Origin of the sequence: Rugamonas violacea, from assembly GCF_016461825.1 — a bacterium.
GTDB lineage: Bacteria > Pseudomonadota > Gammaproteobacteria > Burkholderiales > Burkholderiaceae_D > Rugamonas.
The window spans coordinates 19,711-41,790 of the sequence record NZ_JAEMNU010000147.1; the positions used below are offsets into that span (position 1 = coordinate 19,711).

Below are 22,080 nucleotides of genomic sequence, written 5' to 3' on the forward strand. Positions count from 1 at the left end.
AGCGGATTCTAGCTACTTATTCAGGGGAAGAAATACGCGCATTGTCACATCCGCGTTAAATACAGCCCATCTAGAGCGCCGACTCAGTCCTGCTTGGGATACGGACTCTTGCCGCCCTCGGCGATGAAGGTGTCGATGCGCGCCTCCAGCACCGGCAACGGCACCGAACCCAGTTGCAGCACGGTGTCGTGGAAGTGGCGGATGTCGAACTTGGCGCCCAGCGCCGCCTCGGCCTTGCGGCGCGCCTTGAAGATGGCCATCTCGCCCAGGTAGTAGGACAGCGCCTGGCCCGGCCAGGAGATGTAGCGGTCCACTTCCGTCTCGATCTCGTGCTCGGACAGCGCCGTGTTGTCGTGCAAATAGGCCTGCGCCTGGGCCCGCGTCCAACCCTTGGCGTGGATGCCGGTGTCGACCACCAGGCGCGAGGCGCGCCAGGCCTGGTAGCTGAGCATGCCGAAGGTTTCATACGGCGTCTCGTAGATCCCCATCTCGCTGCCCAGCCGCTCCGAATACAGCGCCCAGCCCTCGCCGTAGGCCGAGATGTAGGCGCGGCGGAACAGCGGCCGGCCCTTCTGCTCCAGCGCCACCGGCATCTGGAAGGCGTGGCCGGGGGCCGACTCGTGCAAGGTCAGCGCCGGCAGGCTGTACAAGGCGCGCGCCGGCAGGTTGTAGGTGTTGACCAGGTAGACGCCCGGCCCGCCCCGGCCCGAGGTGTAGAACGGCGCCAGGTCGGCCGGCACCGGCGTGATGGCGAAGCGGCGCCGTGGCAGATAGCCGAAGTACTGCTCGGCCTTGGCGTCGAACTTCTTGGCGATGTGGGCGGCGCGCATCATCAGCTCCTCCGGCGTGCGCGCGTAGAAGCGCGGGTCGGTGCGCAGGAACTGCAGGAAGGCCGGCAGCTCGCCGTCGAAGCCGGTCTGGCGGATGGTGTCCTGCATCTCGGCGCGGATCTTGGCCATCTCGTCGAGGCCGATCTGGTGGATCTGCTCGGCGCTCAGCGCCGTGGTGGTGTACTCGACGATCTTGGCCTGGTAGTAGGCCTTGCCGTCGGGCAGGGTCTCGGCGGCCAGCGCCTCCTTCGCCTGCGGCACGTACTCCTCGCGCATGAAGCGCAGCAGCGCGCCATAGGCCGGCAGCACCGACTCGCCGATCGCCTTGACGGCGGCGGCGCGCAGCGCCTCCTGCTCGGCCGCCGGAATGGTCGCCGGCATCTGCTTGAACGGCGTGTAGAACACCGTCTCCTGCGCCGTCTTGGCCTCCGTCACCGAGGTGATCGAGGCGTCGCGCCCGGTCAGCGTCACCTTCGGCGGCGTGAAGCCGCGCTTCAGGCCGGCGCGCATATTCGCCGTCTCCTCGCCGAAGTAGCGCGGCACGTCGGCCAACTGCTTGATGTAATCGCGGTACTCGGCGGCCTTGCTGAAGTGCTTGCGCGCCTCGTCGGCCATGTTCGACCAGAAGGCCGAGTCGGCGTTGAGCGGCTTCTCGAACTCGCGGAAGCGTTGGTCGGCGACGAACACGGCGATCTGCGCGCGGTAGACGGCGTAGTTGACGCGCTCGGCGGCCGACAGGCTGGCCGGCTTGATGCCGTCGAGCCGCTTCAACACGCCCTGCCAGTAGACCAGGCGGGCCTGCTGGGTGGCCGGGTCGACGTGCGGCAGGTCGGGCCGGATGCCGTTGTCGTCGTCCTCCTCGTCCTCAAGGTGCTGGCTCAGCCGCCATTTCCATTCCTGCGTGTAGATCGCCTTGAACTGGGCGTCGGCCCGGCCGGCGCCCTGGGTGGTGGCGGCCGACCGCGCCGGGGCGCTGGCGGCGAACAACATGCATGCGCCGGCAAGGGCGACGGCTAACTTCTTTTCCATAGTTCTCCTGTGGGTGACAACGAACGACGACGGCGGGCGCTGCGGTGGCACGCGCCGCCGTCTACGGGGCGAGCAGGTTGCGCGGTTGGCGCAGCAGCGCGGTGAAGGCCGGCGCGGCGAGCGGGCGGCTGAAGTAATAGCCCTGCATCTCGTCGCAGCCGCGCTCGGCCAGGAAGTCGACCTGCGCGCGCGTCTCGACGCCCTCGGCGATCACGCGCAGGTTCAGGTTGTGCGCCAGCGAGATCACCGACAGCGCGATGGCGGCGTCGTTGGCGTTGGTGGTGACGTCGTCGACGAAGGACTTGTCGATCTTCAGCACATCGATCGGGAAGCGCTTCAGGTAGCCCAGGCTGGAGTAGCCGGTGCCGAAGTCGTCCAGCGAGATCGACACGCCGATGTCCTTGAGCCGCTTGAGCGCGGCCACCGCCTTGTCCGGGTCGCCCATCACCGTGCCTTCGGTGATCTCCAGGCCCAGGTTGGCCGGCGCGATGCCGAAGTGGCGCAGCGTGGCCTCGACGAAGGCCACCGTGTTGTCGTGGCCGAACTGGCCGGCCGACAGGTTGACGGCCACCTTGATGTCGCCCAGGCCCTCGTCGTGCCACAGCTTGATCTGCGCGCAGACGCTCTCCAGCACCCACTCGCCGATGGCGTTGACCATGCCGTACTCCTCGGCCAGCGGGATGAAGCGGTTGGGCGGCACCTTGCCCAGCACCGCGTTGTCCCAGCGCAGCAGCGCCTCGGCGCCCAGCATGACGCCGGTGCGCAGGCACATCTGCGGCTGGTAGTGCACCTCGAATTCGTCGCGCGCGATGGCGCCGCGCAGCTGCGCCTGGATCGCCAGCTTGTCGCGGATCTCGGCGTCCATCCGCTCGGTGAAGAAGGCGTAGTTGTCGCGCCCGGTCTCCTTGGCGCGGAACAGCGCCGTGTCGGCGTTGCGCACCAACTCGTCGAGGTCGACCCCGTCGCTCGGGCTGACGGCGATGCCGATGCTCGACGTCAGCGCGATCTGCTGGCCGTCGATGGCCAGCTCGGTGCGCAGGCCGGCCAGCACCCGCTGCGCCAGCGCCAGGGTGCGGCCCAGCTGGACGTCGTCCTGCAGGATGATCTGGAACTCGTCGCCGCCCTGGCGGGTGACGGTGTCGCCCTCGCCCACCGTCTGGCTGAGGAAGCGCGCCACCACCTGCAGCGCGCGGTCGCCGACCTGCGGGCCGAAGGAGTCGTTGATGCTCTTGAAGCGGTCCAGGTCGAGGCACATCACCGCCACGCACTGGCCCTCGCGGCGCGCCGCCGCCATGGTGTGCTCGAAGCGCTGGCGCGCCAGCAGGCGGTTGGGCAGGCCGGTCAGGGCGTCGTGGTTGGAGAGGAAATCGATCAGGTGCTGCTCGGCCTTGCGCTCGGTGATGTCCATGAACACGGCGACGTAGTTGACCACCGCGCCGGCGGCGTCCTTGACGCAGGAGACGCTGAGCAGGCCGGGGTAGGTGTCGCCGTTCTTGCGCCGCGCCAGGATCTCGCCCGACCAGTGCGCCGTGCTCCACAGCGCCTGCTGCAGCAGTTGCAGCGCCGCCGCGTTCTGTTCGCCGGCGTGCAACTGACGCACGCTCTGCCCCACCACCTCGGCCGCGCTGTAGCCGGAGATGCGGGTGAAGGCCGGGTTGCTGGCGGCGATGACGCCGGCCGTGTCGGTGATGACGATGGCATCCTGGGTCGCCTCGAACACCTGGCTGGCCAGGCGCAGGAACTCCTCGTTGGCGCGACGCCGCTCGACCTCCTGCGCCAGCGAGGCGGCCAGCTCGGCCAGCTCGGCGGTGCGCTCGGCGACGCGCTGTTCGAGCAGCTCGCGCTCGGCCGCCAGCGCCTTCTGCGCCCGGCCCAGGCGCACGTGGGCGTCGGTGCGGGCCAGGATCTCCTCGGTCTGGAAAGGCTTGGGGATGAAGTCGACGGCACCCAGCGCGAAGCCGCGCACCTTGTCGTCGGTGTCGTGCTGGGCCGACAGGAAGATCACCGGCACCTGGCGCAGCTCGGCCGAGTCGGACTCCTTGAGGCGGCGGCACACCTCGAAGCCGTCGATGCCGGGCATGCGGATGTCGAGCAGGATCAGCTCGGGCGGGCGCGATTGCGCCGTCCACAGCGCCAGCTCGCCGTTCGGCGCCTGCCGCACGTAGTAGCCCACCTCGGTCAGCAGATCGCTCAACAGCTTGAGCGAGGCCGGCGTGTCCTCGACGATCAGCACTTCGCCCTTGGTGTGTTGTTCCGACAAATCCCGATGCATGTAGCGCTCTTTCTGCCTAAATTCGATTCAAACTGCCGATTTCAATCCCGCTTAGCCGCATATCATATACCCAGCCGCGCCCGGCGGCCCGCCCTCAAGCGCTCAAGCGCTCAGCCGCGCGGCCGGCGCCGGCCCGGCGTCCTCCAGCAACGCGCACAACTGCGGGTACTGGTGCAGCCGCACCATGTGCTCGATGCGGCCGACCAGCCCGGCCAGCTCCGGCGGCAGCGGTTCGAGCAGCAGCGCGACGCGGGCCAGGTTCAGCTCCTGCACGGCGCCGCGCAGGCTGGCGCGCAGGGCCGCCGGCAGCGGCTCCAGGTCGGCGCGCGACAGCGGCCCGCCGGGCAGCGCGACGGCGTGGCTGGGGCGGCGCAGGAAATGCAGGCCGAGCTGCTGTTCCAGCAGCAGGTACAAGGCCTCCTGCTCGACCGGCTTGCGCATGAAATCGTCGGCGCCGGCCTGCAACGCCTCCTCGCGCTCCTCGGCGAAGGCCGAGGCGGTCAGCATGACGATGCGCGGCTGGACGATGGCCTGGTTGGCGCGCACCCGCCGGGTCGCCGCCAGGCCGTCCAGCTCGGGCATGCGCCAATCCATGAACACCAACTCGGGCTGCCATTGCTCGATCTGGGCCAGCGCCTGCAGGCCGTCGGCGGCGCTGCGCAGCTCGAAGCCGAGCGGGCCGAGCAGGCTGGTCAACAGGGCGCAGCCGTCGGCGTTGTCGTCGACCACCAGGATGCGCCGGCCGCGCTGCTCCGGCACCAACGCCGCCACCTCGCTGCCCGCTTCGAGCGGCAGGCTGCTGGCCACCTCGACCGGAATGGAAAACTGGAAGCAGGCGCCGCAGCCGAGCGTGGACTGCACCGTCAACTGGCCGCCCATCAGCGCGACGAACTCGCGCGAGATGGTCAGGCCCAGGCCGGTGCCCTCGCGCGCGCCGCCGCTGCCGGCCTGGATGAAGGGGTCGAAGATGCGCTGCTGGTCCTCGGCGGCGATGCCGGGACCGGTGTCGAGCACGGCGCAACTGAGCTCGCAATGGGCGCCGCGCTTGGCGCCGCGCACCCGCAGCGTGACGCTGCCCCGCTCGGTGAACTTGACCGCGTTCGACATCAGGTTGAGCAGCACCTGGCGCAGCTTGGTGCCGTCGACGCGGGCGCCGGCCGGCATGCCGGCGCAGTCGAGCACCAGCTCGACGCCGCTCTGGCCGGCGCGCATGCTGACCATGTCCATCACCTCCTGCATCATCTCGGCCAGGCTGACCACCTCGGTCTGCAGCACGGCGCGCCCGGCCTCGACCTTGGACAGTTCGAGGATGTCGTTGATCAGCGTCAGCAGGTGGTGGCCCGAGCGGTGGATGATGGCCAGGTTGCGCTTCTCGTCGGGCAGCATGTTCTTCGAGTCGGCCATCAGGCGCGAAAAGCCGATCACCGAATTGAGCGGGGTGCGCAGCTCATGGCTCATATTCGCCAGGAAGATGCTCTTGGCCTGGTTGGCCGCCTGCGCCTGCAGCACCGCCACCGACAGCGCCGCGGTGCGCTCGGCCACCAGTTCCTCGAGGTGGATGCGGTGGCGCCGCAGCTCCTGCTCGGCCACCTTGTGCGCGGTGATGTCGTAGTTGACGCCGACCATGCGCACCGGCCGCCCCTCGCCGTCGCGGAAGGTCATCGCGTCGGCCTTGATGAAGTGGACGCTGGCGTCGTCCCAGATGATGCGGAACTCGATGTCGAACTCGCCGTCGCCGGCCAGCGCCTGCTCCAGCTGGGCGCGCGAGGGAATCATGTCGTCCGGGTGGACCATCTGCACGAACACCTCGAACGGCTTGTCGACCCGCTGGCCCTCGCGGCCGTAGAGGCGGTACATCTGCTCGTCCCACACCACCTCGCCGCTGAGGATGTTCCAGTCCCAGATGCCGATCGCCGCCGCGCTGCTGGCGATCTGCAGCCGCTCCTCGCTGGCGTGCATGGCGACGTAGCGGCTGTCGAGCAGCGCCACCATCTCGTGGATCGAGGCGTTCAAGGTCTTCAGCTCGCCGAAGAACCAGTCGCGCGGCGGCGGCGCGCCCGGGTTCAGGCCGACCTTGACGTTGGCGGCGTAGCGGCCGATGGTGGTCAGCGGCTTGAGGATCAACTGCCACAGCAGCAGGTACAGGCTGAGCACCAGTGTCAGGTCGAGCACCAGGATCATGCCGCCGATGGCGTACAGGCGCTGGCGCAGCTGCTCGAGCAGCACCGCCGGCGAGGCGTAGACGCTGATGCTGCCGATGTTCTGGCCGCCGGCGTTGATCGGCCGCGTCTCGACCAGCAGCTCGTCGCCGGCCGGCAGGGTCTCGGTGGCCAGCAGCTGGCCGGCGGGGTTGCGGGCCAGGATATAGGGATGCTTGCTGGAGGTCGGCTGCACCACGCTGGCGTGCAGGTCGCGGTTGCTCAAGCCGCTCTTCATGATGGTGACGATCTGCGTCTCGTCGAAGTTCCAGGCCGGCAGCGCCACCGCCACGGCCAGCTCGTCGGCGCTGGTCGACAGCGTCTTGTGCAGCTGCTGCCAGCGCTGCGCCTTCTCCAGATCGTAGAAATACAGGGCGAACGTGGTCAGCACCACCGTCACCACGGCGGTCAAGGCGACGCTGACGAACAGCGCGATGGAAATGCGGCCGGAACGGCTAGCGGGCGGGTTCAATATGGTGGGCCGTTTCAGGTGGGTTGCCGGATGATCCATGTTCTTGCCCAAATCATAGGTTCTATTGCCGGGCAAGTCCAATTAATTGTTGCCCGGGAGGATTATCCGGCGACAACCCTGTCGGCGCCCTTGACAAACGGCGGCCAGCGCCGCCCGCCGCCCGGGCTTGGCGGCGCTGGCGCGCTTTTCGCTTGCGGCAGGCTCAGCCACAACCCACCAGGAGACCGCCATGAACCGCCCCGCCCACCCCGCCCGCCCGTTCCGCCCACTCGGAGCCGGCCTCGCCCTGGCCTGCGCCGCCTTGCTGTGCGCCGCGCCGGCCGGCGCCAACCTGCTGACCTATAGCGCCGTGCTGGCCGGCGCCAACGAAGTGCCGGCCAACGCCTCGCCGGGCAGCGGCAATGTGCTGCTGGTGATCGACGACCTGACCGACAACATGTACCTCGAAGTGAGCTTCGCCGGCCTGCTGGGGACCACCGGCGCCGCCCACATCCACTGCTGCACGGCGGCCCCGCTGGCCGGCAACGCCGGCGTCGCCACGCCGCTGCCCAGCTTCCCCGGCTTCCCCGGCGGCGTCACGCTGGGCAGCTACGCCGCCGATTTCGACCTCGACCTGGCGCACAACTACAACCCGGCCTTCGTCACCGCCCAGGGCGGCGTCGGCAACGCCCGCCACGCCCTGCTGGCCGGCTTGGCCGACCACAGCGCCTACTTCAACATCCACACCAGCCTGTTCCCGGCCGGCGAGATCCGCGGCTTCCTCGTGCCGCAACAGATCCCCGAACCGGGCGTGCCGGCCCTGTTCGGCATCGGCCTGGCCGCGCTGGGCTGGAGCCGGCGGCGCGCCGTCACCGCCGCAAGCGGCTAAACGGCGCGCACGGTGGAAAAAAACACCGATTCAGTCGAGAAACCCACAGGCGCAATCTGGGGTCAGACCCGCGGGGTCTGACCCCGGCTCTGCGCCGTTGGGTGGTTTTGATGGCCGCTCGTCAGCCGAGCAATCACTCCGCCACCAAGCGCTGCAACTCGTCGCAAGCCATCGCCGTGCTGAGGAACAGCCGGCCGTTCAGCCGCGCCAGCAGCTCGCTGTGGCGCAGCCGGTCCAGCACCGGCCCCTTCACCTCGGCCAGATGCAGGCCGATGCCGCGCCGCTTCAAATTCTCGTTCAGCTCGCCCAGCGCGAACAGCGCCGTGGTGTCGATCGAGCTGACCGCCGACATCACCAACACCAAATGGCGCGCGCCGGGATGGCCGCGCAACTCCTCCTCGACCCGCTCGCTGACCGCCTCGGCGTTGCCGAAGAACAGGTTGGCGTCGACCCGCAGCACCAGCAGCCCGGGCTGGGTCTCGGCCGGATAGCGCTCGATGTTGCGGAAGTGCTCGCTGCCGGCGATGCGGCCCAGCACCGCGATGTGCGGCCGGCTGGCGCGCCAGATCAAGGTGCCCATCGACAGCGCCACGCCGATCACCACGCCGGCCTCGACGCCCAGCGCCAGCACGCCGACGCCGCTGGCCAGCCAGGCGGCGGCGTCGCCGCGGTCGTAACGCCAGGCCAGGCGCAGGGTGTCGAATTCCAGCATGCCGAGCACGGCGACGATGATGGTGGCCGCCAGCGTCGGCAGCGGCAACAGCGCCAGCCAGCCGGTCGGCGCCACCAGCGCGCCGGCCAGCAGCAGCGAGGTGAGCACGCTGGCCAGCGGCGTGTTGGCGCCGGCGGCGAAGTTGACGGCCGAGCGCGAGATGCTGCCGGTGACGGGGAAGCCGCCGCTCAGCGCGCTGGCGACGTTGGCCGCGCCCAGGCCGACCAGCTCGTGGTTGCTGAGCAGCTTTTCGTTGCGCTTGAGCGCCAGCGTCTGCGCCGCCGACATGCTCATCAGGAAAACGATGAAGCCGATCAGCAGGCCGGGCTGCAACAACGGCTTCCAGTGCGCCGACGAGATCGCCAGATTCAAGCCCGGCAGGCCGGCCGGCACGCCGCCGGTCAGGCGCACGCCGCGCGCCGGCAGGTCGGACCAGGCCATCAGCGCGGTGGCGGCCAGCACCACCAGCATCGGCGCCAGCCGCGCGGCGATCTCGGCGGCCGTCGCCGGCATGCCGCAGCGGCGCAGCAGCGCCGCCATGTAACGCTTGGCCAGCACCAGCGCCAGCAGCGAGGCGCCGCCCAGCAGCGCGCTGGGCAGGTGGACTTGCGGATGCGGCCAAGCATGCAGCACGTCGGCGCCGAGCAGCGCGTGCAACTGGCCGAGGGCGATGACGATGGCCGAGCCGAAGGTGAAGCCGCTCATCACCGGACGCGAAAAGAAGTTGGCCAGGAAGCCCATGCGCAGCGCGCCGCACAGCAGCAGCACGGCGCCGGCCACCAGCGCCAGCTGGGCCGCCAGCACCGTGTACAGGCCGGAGCCGGCCGCCGCCAGCGGCGCGATCACCGCCGCCGTCATCAAGGAGACGATGGCCATCGGCCCGACCGACTGCGTCATGCTGCTGCCGAACAGCGCGTAGACCAGCGGCGGCAGGATGCTGGCGTAGATGCCGGCCACCGGCGGCAGGCCGGCGACGATGGCGTAGGCCATGCCCTGCGGGATCATCATCATCGCCACCACCACGCCGGCGCTGATGTCGCCGGGCAGCTGGGCGCGCCGGTATTGCCTTAACCATTGCAACATTTTGAATCCATGACGCTAAAAATACCGCCAGCCTACGCCATCGGAGCGAACTGGTCTAGACATGACGATGTTGCGCCGCGGGGCGGTCCCGGGCAAGGCCCAAGTCGATGTGGGGGGCGCGCTGGCTTGGAGCGCGATGCCTCGCGTGGCGGCGTGCTAAACCCCGAGGCGACACCTGGGGTCAGACCCGGCGGGTCTGACCCCGGCTCTTTGCCGCTGGGCTTGGCCAGCGTCACCGGCGCCTTGACGACACCAACCGACGCCGGTGCGCCGCTAGGGCATCGCCAGCTCGACGCAGTTGCGGCCGGAGCGCTTGGCGCGGTGCAGCGCGGCGTCGAGCCGCTCCAGCACGGCGCTGACGCCCTCCTCCGGCGCCACCTGCGCCACCGCCAGGCTGATGGTGACGGTGTCGCAGCCGGGCAGCTCGGTGTCGGCGATGGTGGCGCGCAGCTTCTCGGCCAGCTTCAGCGCGTCGACCGCGCTGGTGTGGGTGGCGACGATCATGAACTCCTCGCCGCGCATGCGCGCCAGGGTGTCCGAGGTGCGCAGCCGGGCCGAGACGGTGCCGGCCACCACGCGCAGCGCCTGGTCGCCGATCGGATAACCGTACAGGTCGTTGACGGAGCGGAAGTTGTCGATGTCGAAGGAGATCGCCGCCAGCGACAGGCCGTAGCGGCGGGCGCGGCGGATCTCGCCGTCGAGGATCTCCTCGCCCTTGCGCCGGTTGGCCGCGCCGGTCAGCGCGTCGACCGTGCTCATCTGCGTCAACTTGCCGGCCAGCGCGTCGTTCTGATGCTTCAGCTCGCTCATGCCCAGCGCGAAGCTGACGAACTGCGCCAGGCTGGCGAAGCAGGCGAACTGCTCGCGCGAAAACTGCAGGTGGCGGTCGAACATGAAGCTGATGGCGCCCAGCACCGGGCCGCCGGGCTCGTTGCGCAGCGGCAACGCCAACACCATCTGCACATCGCGGTCGTGCAGGCTGAGCGCCAGTTCCGGGTCGCCGGCCTTCTCCGGCGCGTCCAGCAGCACCATCTCGCCCGTCGCCACGGCCAGCAGCGGCGGGAAGATCTCGCGCAGCGGCGACTGCAGCAGGCGGTCGCGCCGCTCCATCAGGCGGCCGATGTCGAGGTGGTTGCGCGACTCCTGCGCCATCAGTTGCAGGTCGCCGCGCTCCTTCATGTGCAGCAGCGCCGTGTGGCGCACCCCGGGGAAGCTGCACAGCGCCAGGCAGACCTGCGAGGCCATGACGCCGATCTCGTCGACGCTGCCCAGCGCGCGTTGCAGGCTGCGCTGGATGGTCAACAGGTCGCGCAGCTCCTTCTCCTTGTCGAGCAGCACCTGCTGGGCCGAGGCGACGACGTCGAGCGGCGCCGCCAGCGCCTGGCGCACCGCCTGCTGCGTCTCGGCGGCCAGCACCGGCGTGATGCGGTACTGCAGCGGACCGCAGGCCATCAGCTCTGGCAGCCAGGAGCTGCTCACGTAGGGGCACAGCACCAGGGTCGGCGCGCCGTTGCGGCCACGGATCAGCGTGCCCACGGCGGCCAGCTCGAGCGGCCCCTCGAAGCCGCTCAGATCGACCACCATCAGGTCGATCTTCTGCCGCCCCAGGGCGGCCACGGCCGTGTCGACGGTGTCGGCCAGCAGCAGGCGCGAGAACATCTCGCCGCAGTCCGACTGGAACGCCGTGCGGCGCTCGCCGGCCAGGTTGAGGAACAAGCCAACGTAGTCGCGTCGGCTATCGGGATCGACCATGTCTCATCTCCGGCAATTAGCATTTTTGTTAGCATAGCATTGCCGCTAGTGTGCCATAAAGTTCATAGCTGGCAATTATTTTTGTGTTGCCCGCCGCCCCCTTGCGTGCCTGCGCTTTGTGTGCGTGCGCGCACCGTCACGCCACAGCGCCAAGCCGATACTTTCGCTCTTCTGGACCAGGAGACTGTGATGGCGAATTCGACACAACAAGCGAACGAGACGGCGGGCAACCTGCAGCGCGCCGTCCAGCGGGAGCAGGACCAGCGCGACCAACAGAAACAACATGCGCGGCCAGGCGGCCAGGACGAACCGGACGGCGCACCCGGCGCCGGCCAGACCGCCCAGCACCTCGACAAGCCCGGCCTGGAGGCGGACCTGCGGCAGCGGCCACAATTTCTCGCGCTGAACTACCACGGCAGCGGCAAACTGCTGGGCAAGACCGCCCTGATCACCGGCGGCGACTCGGGCATCGGCCGCGCCGTCGCCGTGCTGTACGCCCGCGAGGGCGCCGACGTCGCCATCGTCTACCTCAACGAGCACGAGGACGCCGAGGAGACCAAACGCTACGTCGAGGCCGAGGGCCAGAGCTGCCTGCTGCTGCCCGGCGACGTCTGCGACCCGGCGTTCTGCCGCCAGGCGGTCGAGCAGACGGTGGCCAGCTTCGGCCGGCTCGACATCCTGGTCAACAACGCCGCCTTCCAGGAGCACGCCGACTCGATCGCCGAGCTGTCCGAGGAGCGCTTCGACCTGACCATGAAAACCAATGTCTACGGCTACTTCCACATGGCCAAGGCCGCCCTGCCGCATATGCAGCGCGGCGCCGCCATCATCAACACCGGCTCGGTCACCGGGCTGCGCGGCTCGCGCCACCTGCTCGACTACGCCACCACCAAGGGCGCCATCCACGCGCTGACCATGTCGCTGGCCGCCAACCTGCTCGACCAGGGCATCCGCGTCAACGCCATCGCGCCCGGCCCCGTGTGGACCCCGCTCAACCCGGCCGACCAGTCGGCCGAGCAGCTCGCCCACTTCGGCCAGGACACCGACATGGGCCGGCCGGCCCAGCCGGAGGAGCTGTCGCCGGCCTACGTCTTCCTCGCCTCGGCGGTGTGCTCCGGCTACATCACCGGCGTGGTGCTGCCGATCACCGGCAGCGTCGGCGACTAGGCCGGGGCCGCAGCATGGCGCGGGCCTTGTGGAAGGGGGCGATCAGCTTCGGCCTGGTGTACATCCCGGTCGAGCTGCACGCCGCCGTGCAGGAACACGAGCTGGACCTGACCATGCTCGACCGGCGCGACTTCTCGCCGGTCGGCTACAAGCGCTACAACAAGGGCAGCGGCGCCGACGTCAGCTGGGACAACATCGTCAAGGGCTACGAGTACCAGGACGGCGACTACGTCGTGCTGAGCGACGAGGATCTGCGCCGGGCCAACGTCAAGGCCACCCAGACCATCGACATCCTGGCCTTCGTCGACGCCGCCGAGGTGGCGCTGACCTACTACGTCCAGCCCTACTACCTGGCGCCGGCGCGCGGCGGCGAGAAGGTCTACGCGCTGCTGCGCGAGGCGCTGCGGCGGACCGGCAAGCTGGCCGTCGCCACGGTGGTCATCCGCAGCAAGCAGCACCTGTGCGCGCTGCTGTGCCAGGACGACGGCCTGGTGCTCAACACGCTGCGCTACGCCAACGAGATCCGCCCGGGCGACGAGCTGAAGCTGCCGCCGGCCAGCCTGAAGGCGGCCGGCATCAGCGACAAGGAGCTGAAGATGGCGCTGTCGCTGGTCGAGGGCATGAGCGAACCATGGCGGCCGGAGCAGTATCACGACAGCTACCGCGATGACGTCATGGCGCTGGTCGACAAGAAGATCAAGGCCGGCCAGACCAAGACCATCACCAGCGCCGAGCCGGAGCGCAAGGCCGCCAGCGGCGGCAACGTGGTCGACCTGGTGGCGCTGCTGCAGAAAAGCCTGGGCGGCAAGCCGGCCAAGGGGCGCCCGGCGGCCAAGGCCGACGCCCCGGCGAAGGCCGCCAAGGCGAGCGGCGACGACGCGGCGAGCGGCGCCAAGAAGCCGGCCAAGCCGCGCGCCCGCCGCGCCGGCGGCGGCGGCAGCGCCCGCGACAGCAACAGCGACGCCGATTCCGACAGCCACAGCGCCCGCCGCCAAGCCAGCCGCAGCAAATCCGCCTGATCGCGCCGATGCGGCGGCGCCCGGCGCCCGACGCGGGAATATGCGGCAGACGCCAAGCGCCAAGCCCTCACTACGTCGAGTCCAGCGATCGCACCCAGCGCACCACCTCGCTTTTTACCTCGCTTTTTACCTCGCTTTCTACCCGGTTTTATACCCGGCTTGCTACTCGGCTTGCTACTCGGCGTCCTGCCCGGCCGGCGGCGTAAAACCGAGCCGCCGCATCGCCTGGGCCAGCCCGCGTGCGCCCTTGGCATAGCCGTCCCAGGGCGCGTTGCCGACGTCGAGCCGCTGATGGACCGTGGCCACCGTCCAGTGATCGCCGCCGTCGACCCGCGCCAGCTCGTCCCAGTCCAGCGGCACCGAGATCGGCAAGCCCGGCCGCGCCCGCGCCGACCAGGCGCACACCGTGGTCGAGCCGCGCCCGTTGCGCAAATAATCGATATAGATCTTGCCGACCCGGTTGGACGGCCCGCTCTTGAGCACGAAGCGCTGCGGTATCGTCGCCGCCATGTGCGCCACCACGGCCTGTGAGAACGCCTTCACCGTATCCCAGTCGTAGTGCGGGCGGATTGGCAGCACCAGATGCAGGCCCTTGCCGCCGCTGGTTTTGAGCCAGGGTTCCAGCCCCAGCTCCTGCAAGAAGGCCCGCGTCAACAGCGCCGCCTCGCGCACCTGCGGCCACGTCACGCCCTTGCCGGGATCGAGGTCGAAGACGATGCGGTTGGGCTTGTCGTAGGACGTGGCGTAGGCGTTCTGGGTGTGGAACTCGACCGCGTTCCACTGCGCCGCCGCCAGCAGGCCGGCGACATCGGCCACCGCCAGCATCGGCGGATGCTCGGGATCGAGCCGCCGGTCGAGCTGGCGCACGCCGACCAGTCGCTGGTTGTCGGCGTGCTTTTGGAAGAACAGCTCGCCGCCGACGCCGGACGGCGCCCGCACCAGCGACAGCGGCCGTCCCTTCAAATGCGCCAGCATCAACTCGCCGACCAACGCGTAGTAGCGCACCAGGCCGATCTTGCTGGTGCCGCTGGCCTGGTCGATCACGCGTTCCGGATTGCTCACCTTCAGAGTGGCCGGTAGTTTTCCCGCCGCCACCGGCATGCTGGATGTGCGCTGCATAACGTCCTCCTTGCTGTCTTTGTGTGGTCGCTTGTCGTCGGCCAGCCGCGCCGGCACTTCGCGCACCACCCCGGCGGCCGGCAGGTCGGCGCGCAGCCCCTGGAACACGGCGTGGCGCAGCGCGCCGGCGCTGGTCCAGGCAGCAAAACTGACCTCGGCCACCAGTTCCGGCCGGACCCAGTGCGCGCGCCGCTCGATCTGCTGGCCGGGAGCGAAGGGACAGTCGGCCGCCGCCAGCGCCAGCAAGCGCCGCTTCACACTGTCGAGCAGCTCGGCGTCGAAACCGCTGCCGACCTTGCCGACATACCGCAAGCGCCCGTCGCCGTCGTAGGCGCCCAGCAGCAGCGCGCCGAAGCCGCTGCGCGAACCCTGCGGATCGGTGTAGCCGCCGACCACGAACTCCTGCCGCCGGCCGCATTTGAGCTTGATCCAGTCGCGCGTGCGGCCCGACACATAGGCCGCGTCGCGGCGCTTGCCGATGATGCCTTCCAGACCCATGCGGCAGGCGGCCGCCATCATTTCGCCCGGCGCCGCGTCGAACTCTTCGCTGAAGCGCACGCGCGCAGCCGGGCCATGCGCCAGGACCTCGCGCAGCATGCGGCGACGCTGCCACAGCGGCAGTTGGCGCAGATCGGCACCGTCGAAATAGGGCATGTCGAAAACGAAGTAAACGATATCGCCGGTTTCATCACCATCGCCGTCGCCGTCGCCGGCCGGCGCCTCGAAGGCCCGTTGCAGCAGGCCGAAATCGGGCCGGCCCTCGGCGTTGTGGACGACGATCTCGCCGTCGTACCAGCCCGGCGGCAGGCGCATGGCAGCCAAGGCGGCGCGCAGCGTCTCCAGCCGGCCGGTCCAATCGTTGCCGTTGCGGGTGAACAGGCGGATGTCGCCGCCGTCGACGCGCGCCAGCAGACGGTAGCCGTCGAACTTGATCTCGAACAGCCAGTCCTGCGCTGTGGCCGGCGGCTGCTCGACCAGCGTCGCCAGTTGCGGTGACAGCGTGGCCGGCAAGGCGGCGCGCACGGCGGTGCGGGCGCCATCGTCGGCGCGCGCGACGGCCAGCGTGGCGGTGGCGGGGCCACCCGCCGCCTTGCCGCCGGCCGGCGCCGCACATTCCGGCGCGGCCAGGCCGCTGACGCTGTCCGGCATCTCGTCGACCACGCTGAACTCGCTGGCCGGCCGCGCCAGCGCATCTTTTTCCTTGATCAGCAGCCAGGCCTTGCCGTCCTTCATCCGCACCAGCACCCAGCGGCCGCGCAGTTTGTGGCCGTACAGCTCGAACTTCAATTCGCCGTCGGCGTAGTCGCGGCTTGGCTCGCCCAGCGGCCGCCAGTAGCCCTTGTCCCAGATGATGACCTTGCCGGCGCCGTACTGCCCGGCCGGAATCTGCCCCTCGAAGCGGTTGTAGGCGATCGGATGGTCCTCGACCTGCACCGCCATGCGCTTATCGCGCGGGTCGAAGCTGGGTCCCTTGGGCACGGCCCAGCTCTTCATCGCGCCGTCCAGCTCCAGCCGCAGGTCGTAGTGCAGCCGGCCGGCCCAGTGTTTTTGGATGACGAAGGCGCGCACGGCGCCGCCCTCCTCGCCGCCTTCGGCCGGCTCGGGAGTGACCGAAAAGTCGCGCTTGGCGCGGTAGCTTGTCAAGGTGTCCGTCATGCCGCCATTCTAGCCAACGGCGACAGGCCGGACGGTACGCCAACTCACAGTGGCGCCGCTGTGCCCAGCGCCGCGCTCAGGCCGGCACCTTCGCGCCACGCCGGCTGACGCCGAGCAGCGCGATTGCGCCTGCCGCCAGCAACAGCACGGAGCTCGGTTCCGGCACCGCCTGCAAGATCGGCAGCCCATTCGGACCGAGCACCGGCGTCACCAACGTTGTGCCGTCGCTATTGAGATCGAACACCGCAGAGCCGACCACGATGGTCGGCCGCCCCTGCCCGCCCACCGAACCGGACCAGAATGCCGGGGCAGGATCATACAGTCCGTCCGGCGCCGGCGGCGCCAACGACGAGCCGACGCCGCTGGTGTCGACGCTGAGGTCGAATTCAATGATCAGGTGGGAGTCGGCGTAGTTCGGGCTGGCGCCGAAGCTGGCGCCGGCGTGGAACTTGGCCAGCGCCAGGTCGGCCGCATCGAGCGGATGCCAGATCGGCGAACTAAGATCGAAACCGCCCGCCGCATCGACCGGCGACATCACGCCATTGCTCTTTTCAAACGCCTTGATGTCGTTGGCGGTGTTGCCGGTGATATGCACGACGTAATCGGTTTTGCCGTTCTGGAAAAACACGTCCGTGAACAGCCCGGGCGACCCGCTCGCCGCGCCCGACTTGAAGCTGCCCAGGTCGTACATCAGGTTGAGGGTCTTGCCCAAGGTTGTGGCGGGCACGCCGTTGCTCGACTGCTCCACATAGAAGCGGGTGCCGTTCGGCGCGCCGACGTTGAAGCTGGCGCCGTTGACGGTGGGCCGGGCCGGCGTGCCGTCGCTCGGCGAGAGCGTCCACTCCTCCGCGCCGAACAGGCCGTTGCTCAAATGCACGGGTTGCGCCGACGCCGCGCCGGCAAAGCCAAAGCCGGCGAACGCCAGCAGGAAGGCGGCACAGGCCGTCGTGCCCTGCCGTTTGGCAAACACATCTGTTTTGGAATTTTTCATGACTGTCTCCTGGTTGTGGGTACTGCCCAGCAGACGAAGCAATTTCGGGTCCAACAGTCGTGGCCACTGCAACGGCGGGCCGCCGACAGCCACATCACGGCCGCCACCGCCGCCACAGCGCAAAACTGTAAGCAAGGCCGACAGCCGTTGAAGCCCGCGCCCAGCCGCCGCCACATCGGACGAAAAAAAGCGGTGGAACGCTCGCGCGTCCACCGCTTTTTCTTGCCACCGATAATGCTTACTGCGCGGCGCTATCCCAGCCGCCACCCAGCGAGCGGATCAGCGCCACCGTGGTGACGGCGCGGTTGCCGCGCAGCTGCACGGCGTTGCGCTCGACGCTGGCCAGGTTGCGCTGCGCGTCGAGCAGGTCCAGATAGCTGGAACGGCCGGCGGCGTACAGCTTCTGCGCCAGGTCGGCCGAGCGGCGCGCCGACACCACGGCGTCGTCGATCTGCGCCGTCTGGCCGGCCAGGATGCGCAGGCCGGCCAAGTTGTCCTCGACCTCGGCGAAGGCCGTCAGCACGCTCTGCCGATAAGTGCCGACCGACTCCTCCAACGCCGCCTCGCTGCGCGTGACGTTGGCCTTGTTGCGGCCGCCGTCGATCAGCGGCATCGACATCAGCGCGCCCAACAACCAGGAGCGGCTGCTCCACTTGAACACGTCCGAGAAGGTGTCGGCGACACCGCCGCCGTTGGCGTTCAGGGTCAGCGCCGGGAACATCGCGGCGCGGGCCAGGCCGATGCGGGCGTTGGCCGCCTCCATCGTGCGCTGGGCGGCGGCGATGTCGGGCCGGCGCTCCAGCAGGGTCGACGGCATGCCCTGCGGGATCTGCGGCAGCAGCGCCGAGTCCAGCAGCGGGCTGACGCCGGCCGTGAAGGCGGCCGCCGGTTTGCCCAGCAAGACCGCCAGCGCGTGCTCGGTGGTGACGCGTTGACGCTGCAGTCCGATCGCCTCGGCGCGGCTGGTGGCCAGCTCGGTCTTGGCGCGGGCCAGGTCGAATTCGCCGATGTCGCCCAGGTCGAAGCGACGCTGGTTGACCTTGACGTTCTCCTGGCGCAGGTCGACGGTGCGGTTCAGCGTCTCCAGCTCGGCGTCGGTGGCGCGCAGACGGAAATAGGTCTGCGCCACGTCGGCCTGCACCGCCAGCAGCACCGAGCGGTAGGTCGCCTCGACCGAGGCGGCGTCGCTGCGGGCGGCGCTGACGTTGGAGCTGACGCGGCCGAACAGGTCGATCTCGTAGCTGGCCGTCAGGTTGGCCTGGTAGCTGGTGACCGGGGCCACCGCGCTGCCCTGCGGCAGGCCGAGCGACTGCGCCGAGGCGCGGCTGCGCTGGGCGCCGACGCCGACGCCGATCTGCGGCACGCGGTCGGCCTCGGCCACGCCGGCGATGGCGCGGGCCTGCTTGACGCGGGCGGCCGCCACGGCCAGGTTGGCGTTGGCCTTGGTGGCTTCGCCGATCAGCTCATTCAGGGCCGGATCGTTGAAGGCCAACCACCACTCGCCGCGCGGCTGGGCTTCGGCCGTCTTGGCCTGCTTCCACTTGCTGCCGTCGGCGGCGGTTTGCACCAGCGGCGTGGCCGGCGCCTGGTTTTCCTTGTAGGCGGCCGGTACGTCCATCTGCGGCTGCTTGAATTCCGGCGCGGCGCAAGCGCTCAGCAGCAGCGCCGCCGTCAGCGCCGACAGGGCCGGCGCCAGGCCTTGCGGTAATGTCATGCGTTTCATATCAATGAGTCCCTTCCAGTTTCGCCGCGACCGCATCGGTGGCGACGGTTTTTTTCTCCAGGCGCTTGGCCAGGGTACGCAGCAGCACGTAGAACACCGGCGTCAAGAACAGGCCGAAGAAGGTCACGCCCAGCATGCCGGCGAACACCGCCACACCCATCGCGTGGCGCATCTCGGAACCGGCGCCGTGCGAGAACACCAGCGGCAGCACACCCATGATGAAGGCGATCGACGTCATCAGGATCGGCCGCAGACGCAGGCGGCAGGCTTCCAGCGCGGCTTGCACGATGGTGCGGCCGTGGTCTTCCAGTTCGCGGGCGAATTCGACGATCAGAATCGCGTTCTTCGACGCCAGCCCGACCAGCACGAACAGCGCGATCTGGGTGAAGACGTTGTTGTCGCCGTGGGTCAGCTTGACGCCGATCAGGGCGCACAGGATGGACATCGGCACGATCAGGATCACCGCCAGCGGCAGGGTCCAGCTCTCGTATTGGGCGGCCAGCACCAGGAACACCAGCAGCACGCACAGCGGGAACACATAGATCATCGTGTTACCGGACAGGATGTCCTGGTAGACCAACTCGGTCCACTCGTAGGCGATACCCTTCGGCAGCACCTCGGCGGCGATCTTGGCCAGCTCGGCCTGCGCCTCGCCGGACGACACGCCGGGGGCCGGCGCGCCGTTCATCTCGGCCGAAACGTAGGCGTTATAGCGCTGCACGCGGTCCGGGCCATAGCTGTCCTTGACGCGCATCAGCGACGACAGCGGGATCATCTCGCCCTTGTCGCTGCGCACCTTGAGTTGGGCGATGTCCTCGGCGTGCGAACGGAACTTGGCGTCGGCTTGGACGCGCACCTGGTAGGTGCGGCCAAACTGGTTGAAGTCGTTCACGTACAGCGAACCCAGGTTGATCTGCAAGGTCTGGTAGATGGTCTGCAGCGGCACGCCCAGTTGCTTGGCCTTGGCGCGGTCGACGTCGGCGAACAGTTGCGGCACGTTGATCTGGTAGCTGGAGAAGACGCCGGCCAGCTTGGGATTCTGCCAGGCCTTCATCTGCACCGCCTGCACCGCCTTGTACAACTCGTCGTAACCCAGGTTGGCGCGGTCCTCGATCATCATCTTGAAGCCGCCCGTGGTGCCCAGGCCGTTGACCGGCGGTGGCGGGAAGACCATGATGAAGGCGTCCTGCACGGCGCCCATCCGCTTGTTCACCTCGGCCGCGATGGCGTCGCCGCTCTCGCTGGCCTTGGTACGCTCGTGGAACGGCTTGAGCGTGATGAAGACGATACCGGCGTTGGGCGCGTTGGTGAAGCCGTTGATCGACAGGCCGGGGAAGGCCACCGACGAATCGACGCCGGGGATCTGCATGGCGATGTCGGACATGCGGCGGATCACGCTGTCGGTACGCTCCAGCGAGGCGGCGTCCGGCAGCTGGGCGAAGCCGACCAGGTACTGCTTGTCCTGCGCCGGCACGAAGCCCGGCGGCACGGCCTTGAACATGAAGGCGGCGGCGACGGCCAGCAGCGCATACACCGCCACCGAGGCGCCCTTGCGGCGCAACACGCCCTTGACGCCGGTCTCGTAGTTGTTCGAGGCGCGGTTGAAGAAGCGGTTGAACCAGTTGAAGAAGCGGCCGAACAGCTTGTCCATCAAACGGGTCAGCGCGTCTTTCGGCGCGTCGTGCGGTTTCAGCAGCGCGGCGGCCAGGGCCGGCGCCAGGGTCAGCGAGCTGAAGGCCGAGATCACCGTCGAAATCGCGATGGTCAGGGCGAACTGCTTGTAGAACTGGCCGGACAGGCCGGAGACGAAGGCGATCGGCACGAACACGGCGCACAGCACCAGGGCGATGGCGACGATCGGACCACTCACCTCTTTCATCGCCTGCAAGGTGGCGTCGCGCGGCGTCAGGCCGTTGGCGATATTGCGCTCGACGTTCTCCACCACCACGATGGCGTCATCGACCACGATACCGATCGCCAGCACCAGTCCGAACAACGACAGGGTGTTGATCGAGAAGCCGAAACCGAGCATCACCGCGAAGGTGCCGATGATCGACACCGGCACCGCCAGCAGCGGGATGATCGAGGCGCGCCAGGTTTGCAGGAAGATGATCACCACCAGCACCACCAGGGCCACCGCTTCGAGCAGGGTATGGATGACGGCCTTGATCGATTCGCGCACGAACTGGGTCGGGTCGTACACCACGTCGTAGTCTACGCCTTGGGGGAAGTCTTTTTTCAACTCCGCCATTTTGGCGCGCACGTCGGCCGACAGCTGCAAGGCGTTGGCGTTCGGTGCTTCAAAGATGCCTATCGCCACCGCCGATTTGTTGTTCAGCAGTGAGCGAAGGGCGTAAGAGTTCGAACCCAGCTCGACCCGCGCCACATCCTTCAGGCGCGTCAGGGCGCCGTCCGCATTGGTGCGCACGATGATGTCGCCAAACTCCTCGACCGATTGCAAACGGCCCTGGGTGTTGACGGTCAGCTGGAACTCGCTGTTTTTGTTGGGCGCCGCGCCGATGACGCCGGCGGCGACCTGCACGTTCTGCTCGCGGATGGCGCCGACCACGTCGGCCGCCGTCATATTGCGCGCGGCGACCTTCTGTGGATCGAGCCAGACCCGCATGGCGTAATCGCCCGAGCCGAACAGATTGGTTTCGCCCATGCCGGGGATGCGCGCCAGCTGGTCCTTGACGTTCAGGATCGCGTAGTTGCGCAGGTACAGGTCGTCGTAACGGCCGTCCGGCGAGACCAGGTGGACCACCATGGTCAGGTTGGGCGAGGACTTCACGGTGGTCACACCGATCTGGCGCACCTCTTCCGGCAGCCGTGGCAGGGCGCGCTGGACGCGGTTTTGCACCTGCGTTTCAGCCTGCTCGACGTTGGTGCCGATCTTGAAGGTGACGGTCAGCATCAGCGAGCCGTCCGAGGTGTTTTGCGAGTCCATGTAGAGCATGTTCTCGACGCCGTTGATCTGCTCTTCCAGTGGCGCGGCCACGGTTTCGGCGATGATCTTCGGGTTGGCGCCCGGGTACTGGGCGCGCACCACCACCGAGGGCGGCACCACGTCCGGGTACTCCGAGATCGGCAGCTTGAAAATCGCAAGCAGGCCGGCCACGAAAATGATGATCGACAGTACAGCCGCGAAAATCGGCTTGTCGACAAAGAAGCGGGAAAAGTTCATGGTCT

12 protein-coding genes are annotated in these 22,080 nt (G+C 68.7%); 3 read left to right on the forward strand and 9 right to left on the reverse strand.

The window, feature by feature from the left end:
- Nucleotides 1-83: 83 nt before the first annotated feature.
- The 3 genes from H7U20_RS27500 to H7U20_RS27510 all read right to left on the reverse strand — a co-directional run bounded on the left by H7U20_RS27500 (nt 84) and on the right by H7U20_RS27510 (nt 6,840).
- Complete coding sequence (locus tag H7U20_RS27500) at nt 84-1,859, reverse strand: DUF885 domain-containing protein (RefSeq protein ID WP_199762323.1); 1,776 nt, start codon at nt 1,857-1,859, stop codon at nt 84-86.
- Nucleotides 1,860-1,920: 61 nt separating this feature from the next.
- Nucleotides 1,921-4,131, reverse strand: coding sequence for a two-component system response regulator (locus H7U20_RS27505; protein WP_199762324.1), 2,211 nt, complete (start codon nt 4,129-4,131; stop codon nt 1,921-1,923).
- Nucleotides 4,132-4,233: 102 nt separating this feature from the next.
- On the reverse strand, nt 4,234-6,840 hold the full coding sequence (locus H7U20_RS27510) for an ATP-binding protein (RefSeq protein WP_199762325.1): 2,607 nt from the start codon (nt 6,838-6,840) through the stop codon (nt 4,234-4,236).
- Between the two features lie 190 nt (nt 6,841-7,030).
- Here H7U20_RS27510 and H7U20_RS27515 point away from each other — a divergent pair, with 190 nt between their 5' ends.
- Nucleotides 7,031-7,669: a CHRD domain-containing protein gene (locus H7U20_RS27515; protein WP_199762326.1), complete on the forward strand. Its 639-nt coding sequence runs from the start codon at nt 7,031-7,033 to the stop codon at nt 7,667-7,669.
- A 133-nt stretch (nt 7,670-7,802) separates the two neighbouring features.
- Here the strand turns inward: H7U20_RS27515 and H7U20_RS27520 are convergent, their stop codons facing one another.
- Together H7U20_RS27520 and H7U20_RS27525 are read right to left on the reverse strand one after the other, a co-directional pair.
- Nucleotides 7,803-9,464, reverse strand: a complete 1,662-nt coding sequence (locus H7U20_RS27520; RefSeq protein WP_199762327.1) for a SulP family inorganic anion transporter — start codon at nt 9,462-9,464, stop codon at nt 7,803-7,805.
- 273 nt (nt 9,465-9,737) lie between these two features.
- Nucleotides 9,738-11,216, reverse strand: a complete 1,479-nt coding sequence (locus H7U20_RS27525) for a GGDEF domain-containing protein (RefSeq protein ID WP_199762328.1) — start codon at nt 11,214-11,216, stop codon at nt 9,738-9,740.
- 189 nt (nt 11,217-11,405) lie between these two features.
- Between H7U20_RS27525 and H7U20_RS27530 the strand changes: the two genes are divergently transcribed.
- The gene (locus H7U20_RS27530) at nt 11,406-12,383 is read left to right on the forward strand and encodes an SDR family oxidoreductase (RefSeq protein WP_199762329.1); all 978 of its coding nucleotides are present in this window, start codon (nt 11,406-11,408) and stop codon (nt 12,381-12,383) included.
- A 14-nt stretch (nt 12,384-12,397) separates the two neighbouring features.
- The gene (gene ku, locus H7U20_RS27535) at nt 12,398-13,402 is read left to right on the forward strand and encodes a non-homologous end joining protein Ku (RefSeq protein ID WP_199762330.1); all 1,005 of its coding nucleotides are present in this window, start codon (nt 12,398-12,400) and stop codon (nt 13,400-13,402) included.
- 174 nt (nt 13,403-13,576) lie between these two features.
- Here ku and ligD read toward each other — a convergent pair whose 3' ends face one another.
- The 4 genes from ligD to H7U20_RS27555 form a co-directional block, all read right to left on the reverse strand.
- Complete coding sequence (ligD, locus tag H7U20_RS27540; RefSeq protein ID WP_199762331.1) at nt 13,577-16,177, reverse strand: DNA ligase D; 2,601 nt, start codon at nt 16,175-16,177, stop codon at nt 13,577-13,579.
- 76 nt (nt 16,178-16,253) lie between these two features.
- A complete protein-coding gene (locus H7U20_RS27545) occupies nt 16,254-17,222 on the reverse strand; it encodes a PEP-CTERM sorting domain-containing protein (RefSeq protein WP_199762332.1) in 969 nt (322 codons plus the stop codon).
- Between the two features lie 184 nt (nt 17,223-17,406).
- Nucleotides 17,407-18,891 carry an efflux transporter outer membrane subunit gene (locus H7U20_RS27550; protein WP_199762333.1) on the reverse strand — a complete coding sequence of 495 codons (1,485 nt, stop codon included), beginning with the start codon at nt 18,889-18,891 and terminating at the stop codon, nt 17,407-17,409.
- 1 nt (nt 18,892) lies between these two features.
- Nucleotides 18,893-22,075 carry an efflux RND transporter permease subunit gene (locus H7U20_RS27555; RefSeq protein ID WP_199762334.1) on the reverse strand — a complete coding sequence of 1,061 codons (3,183 nt, stop codon included), beginning with the start codon at nt 22,073-22,075 and terminating at the stop codon, nt 18,893-18,895.
- Nucleotides 22,076-22,080 lie beyond the last annotated feature (5 nt).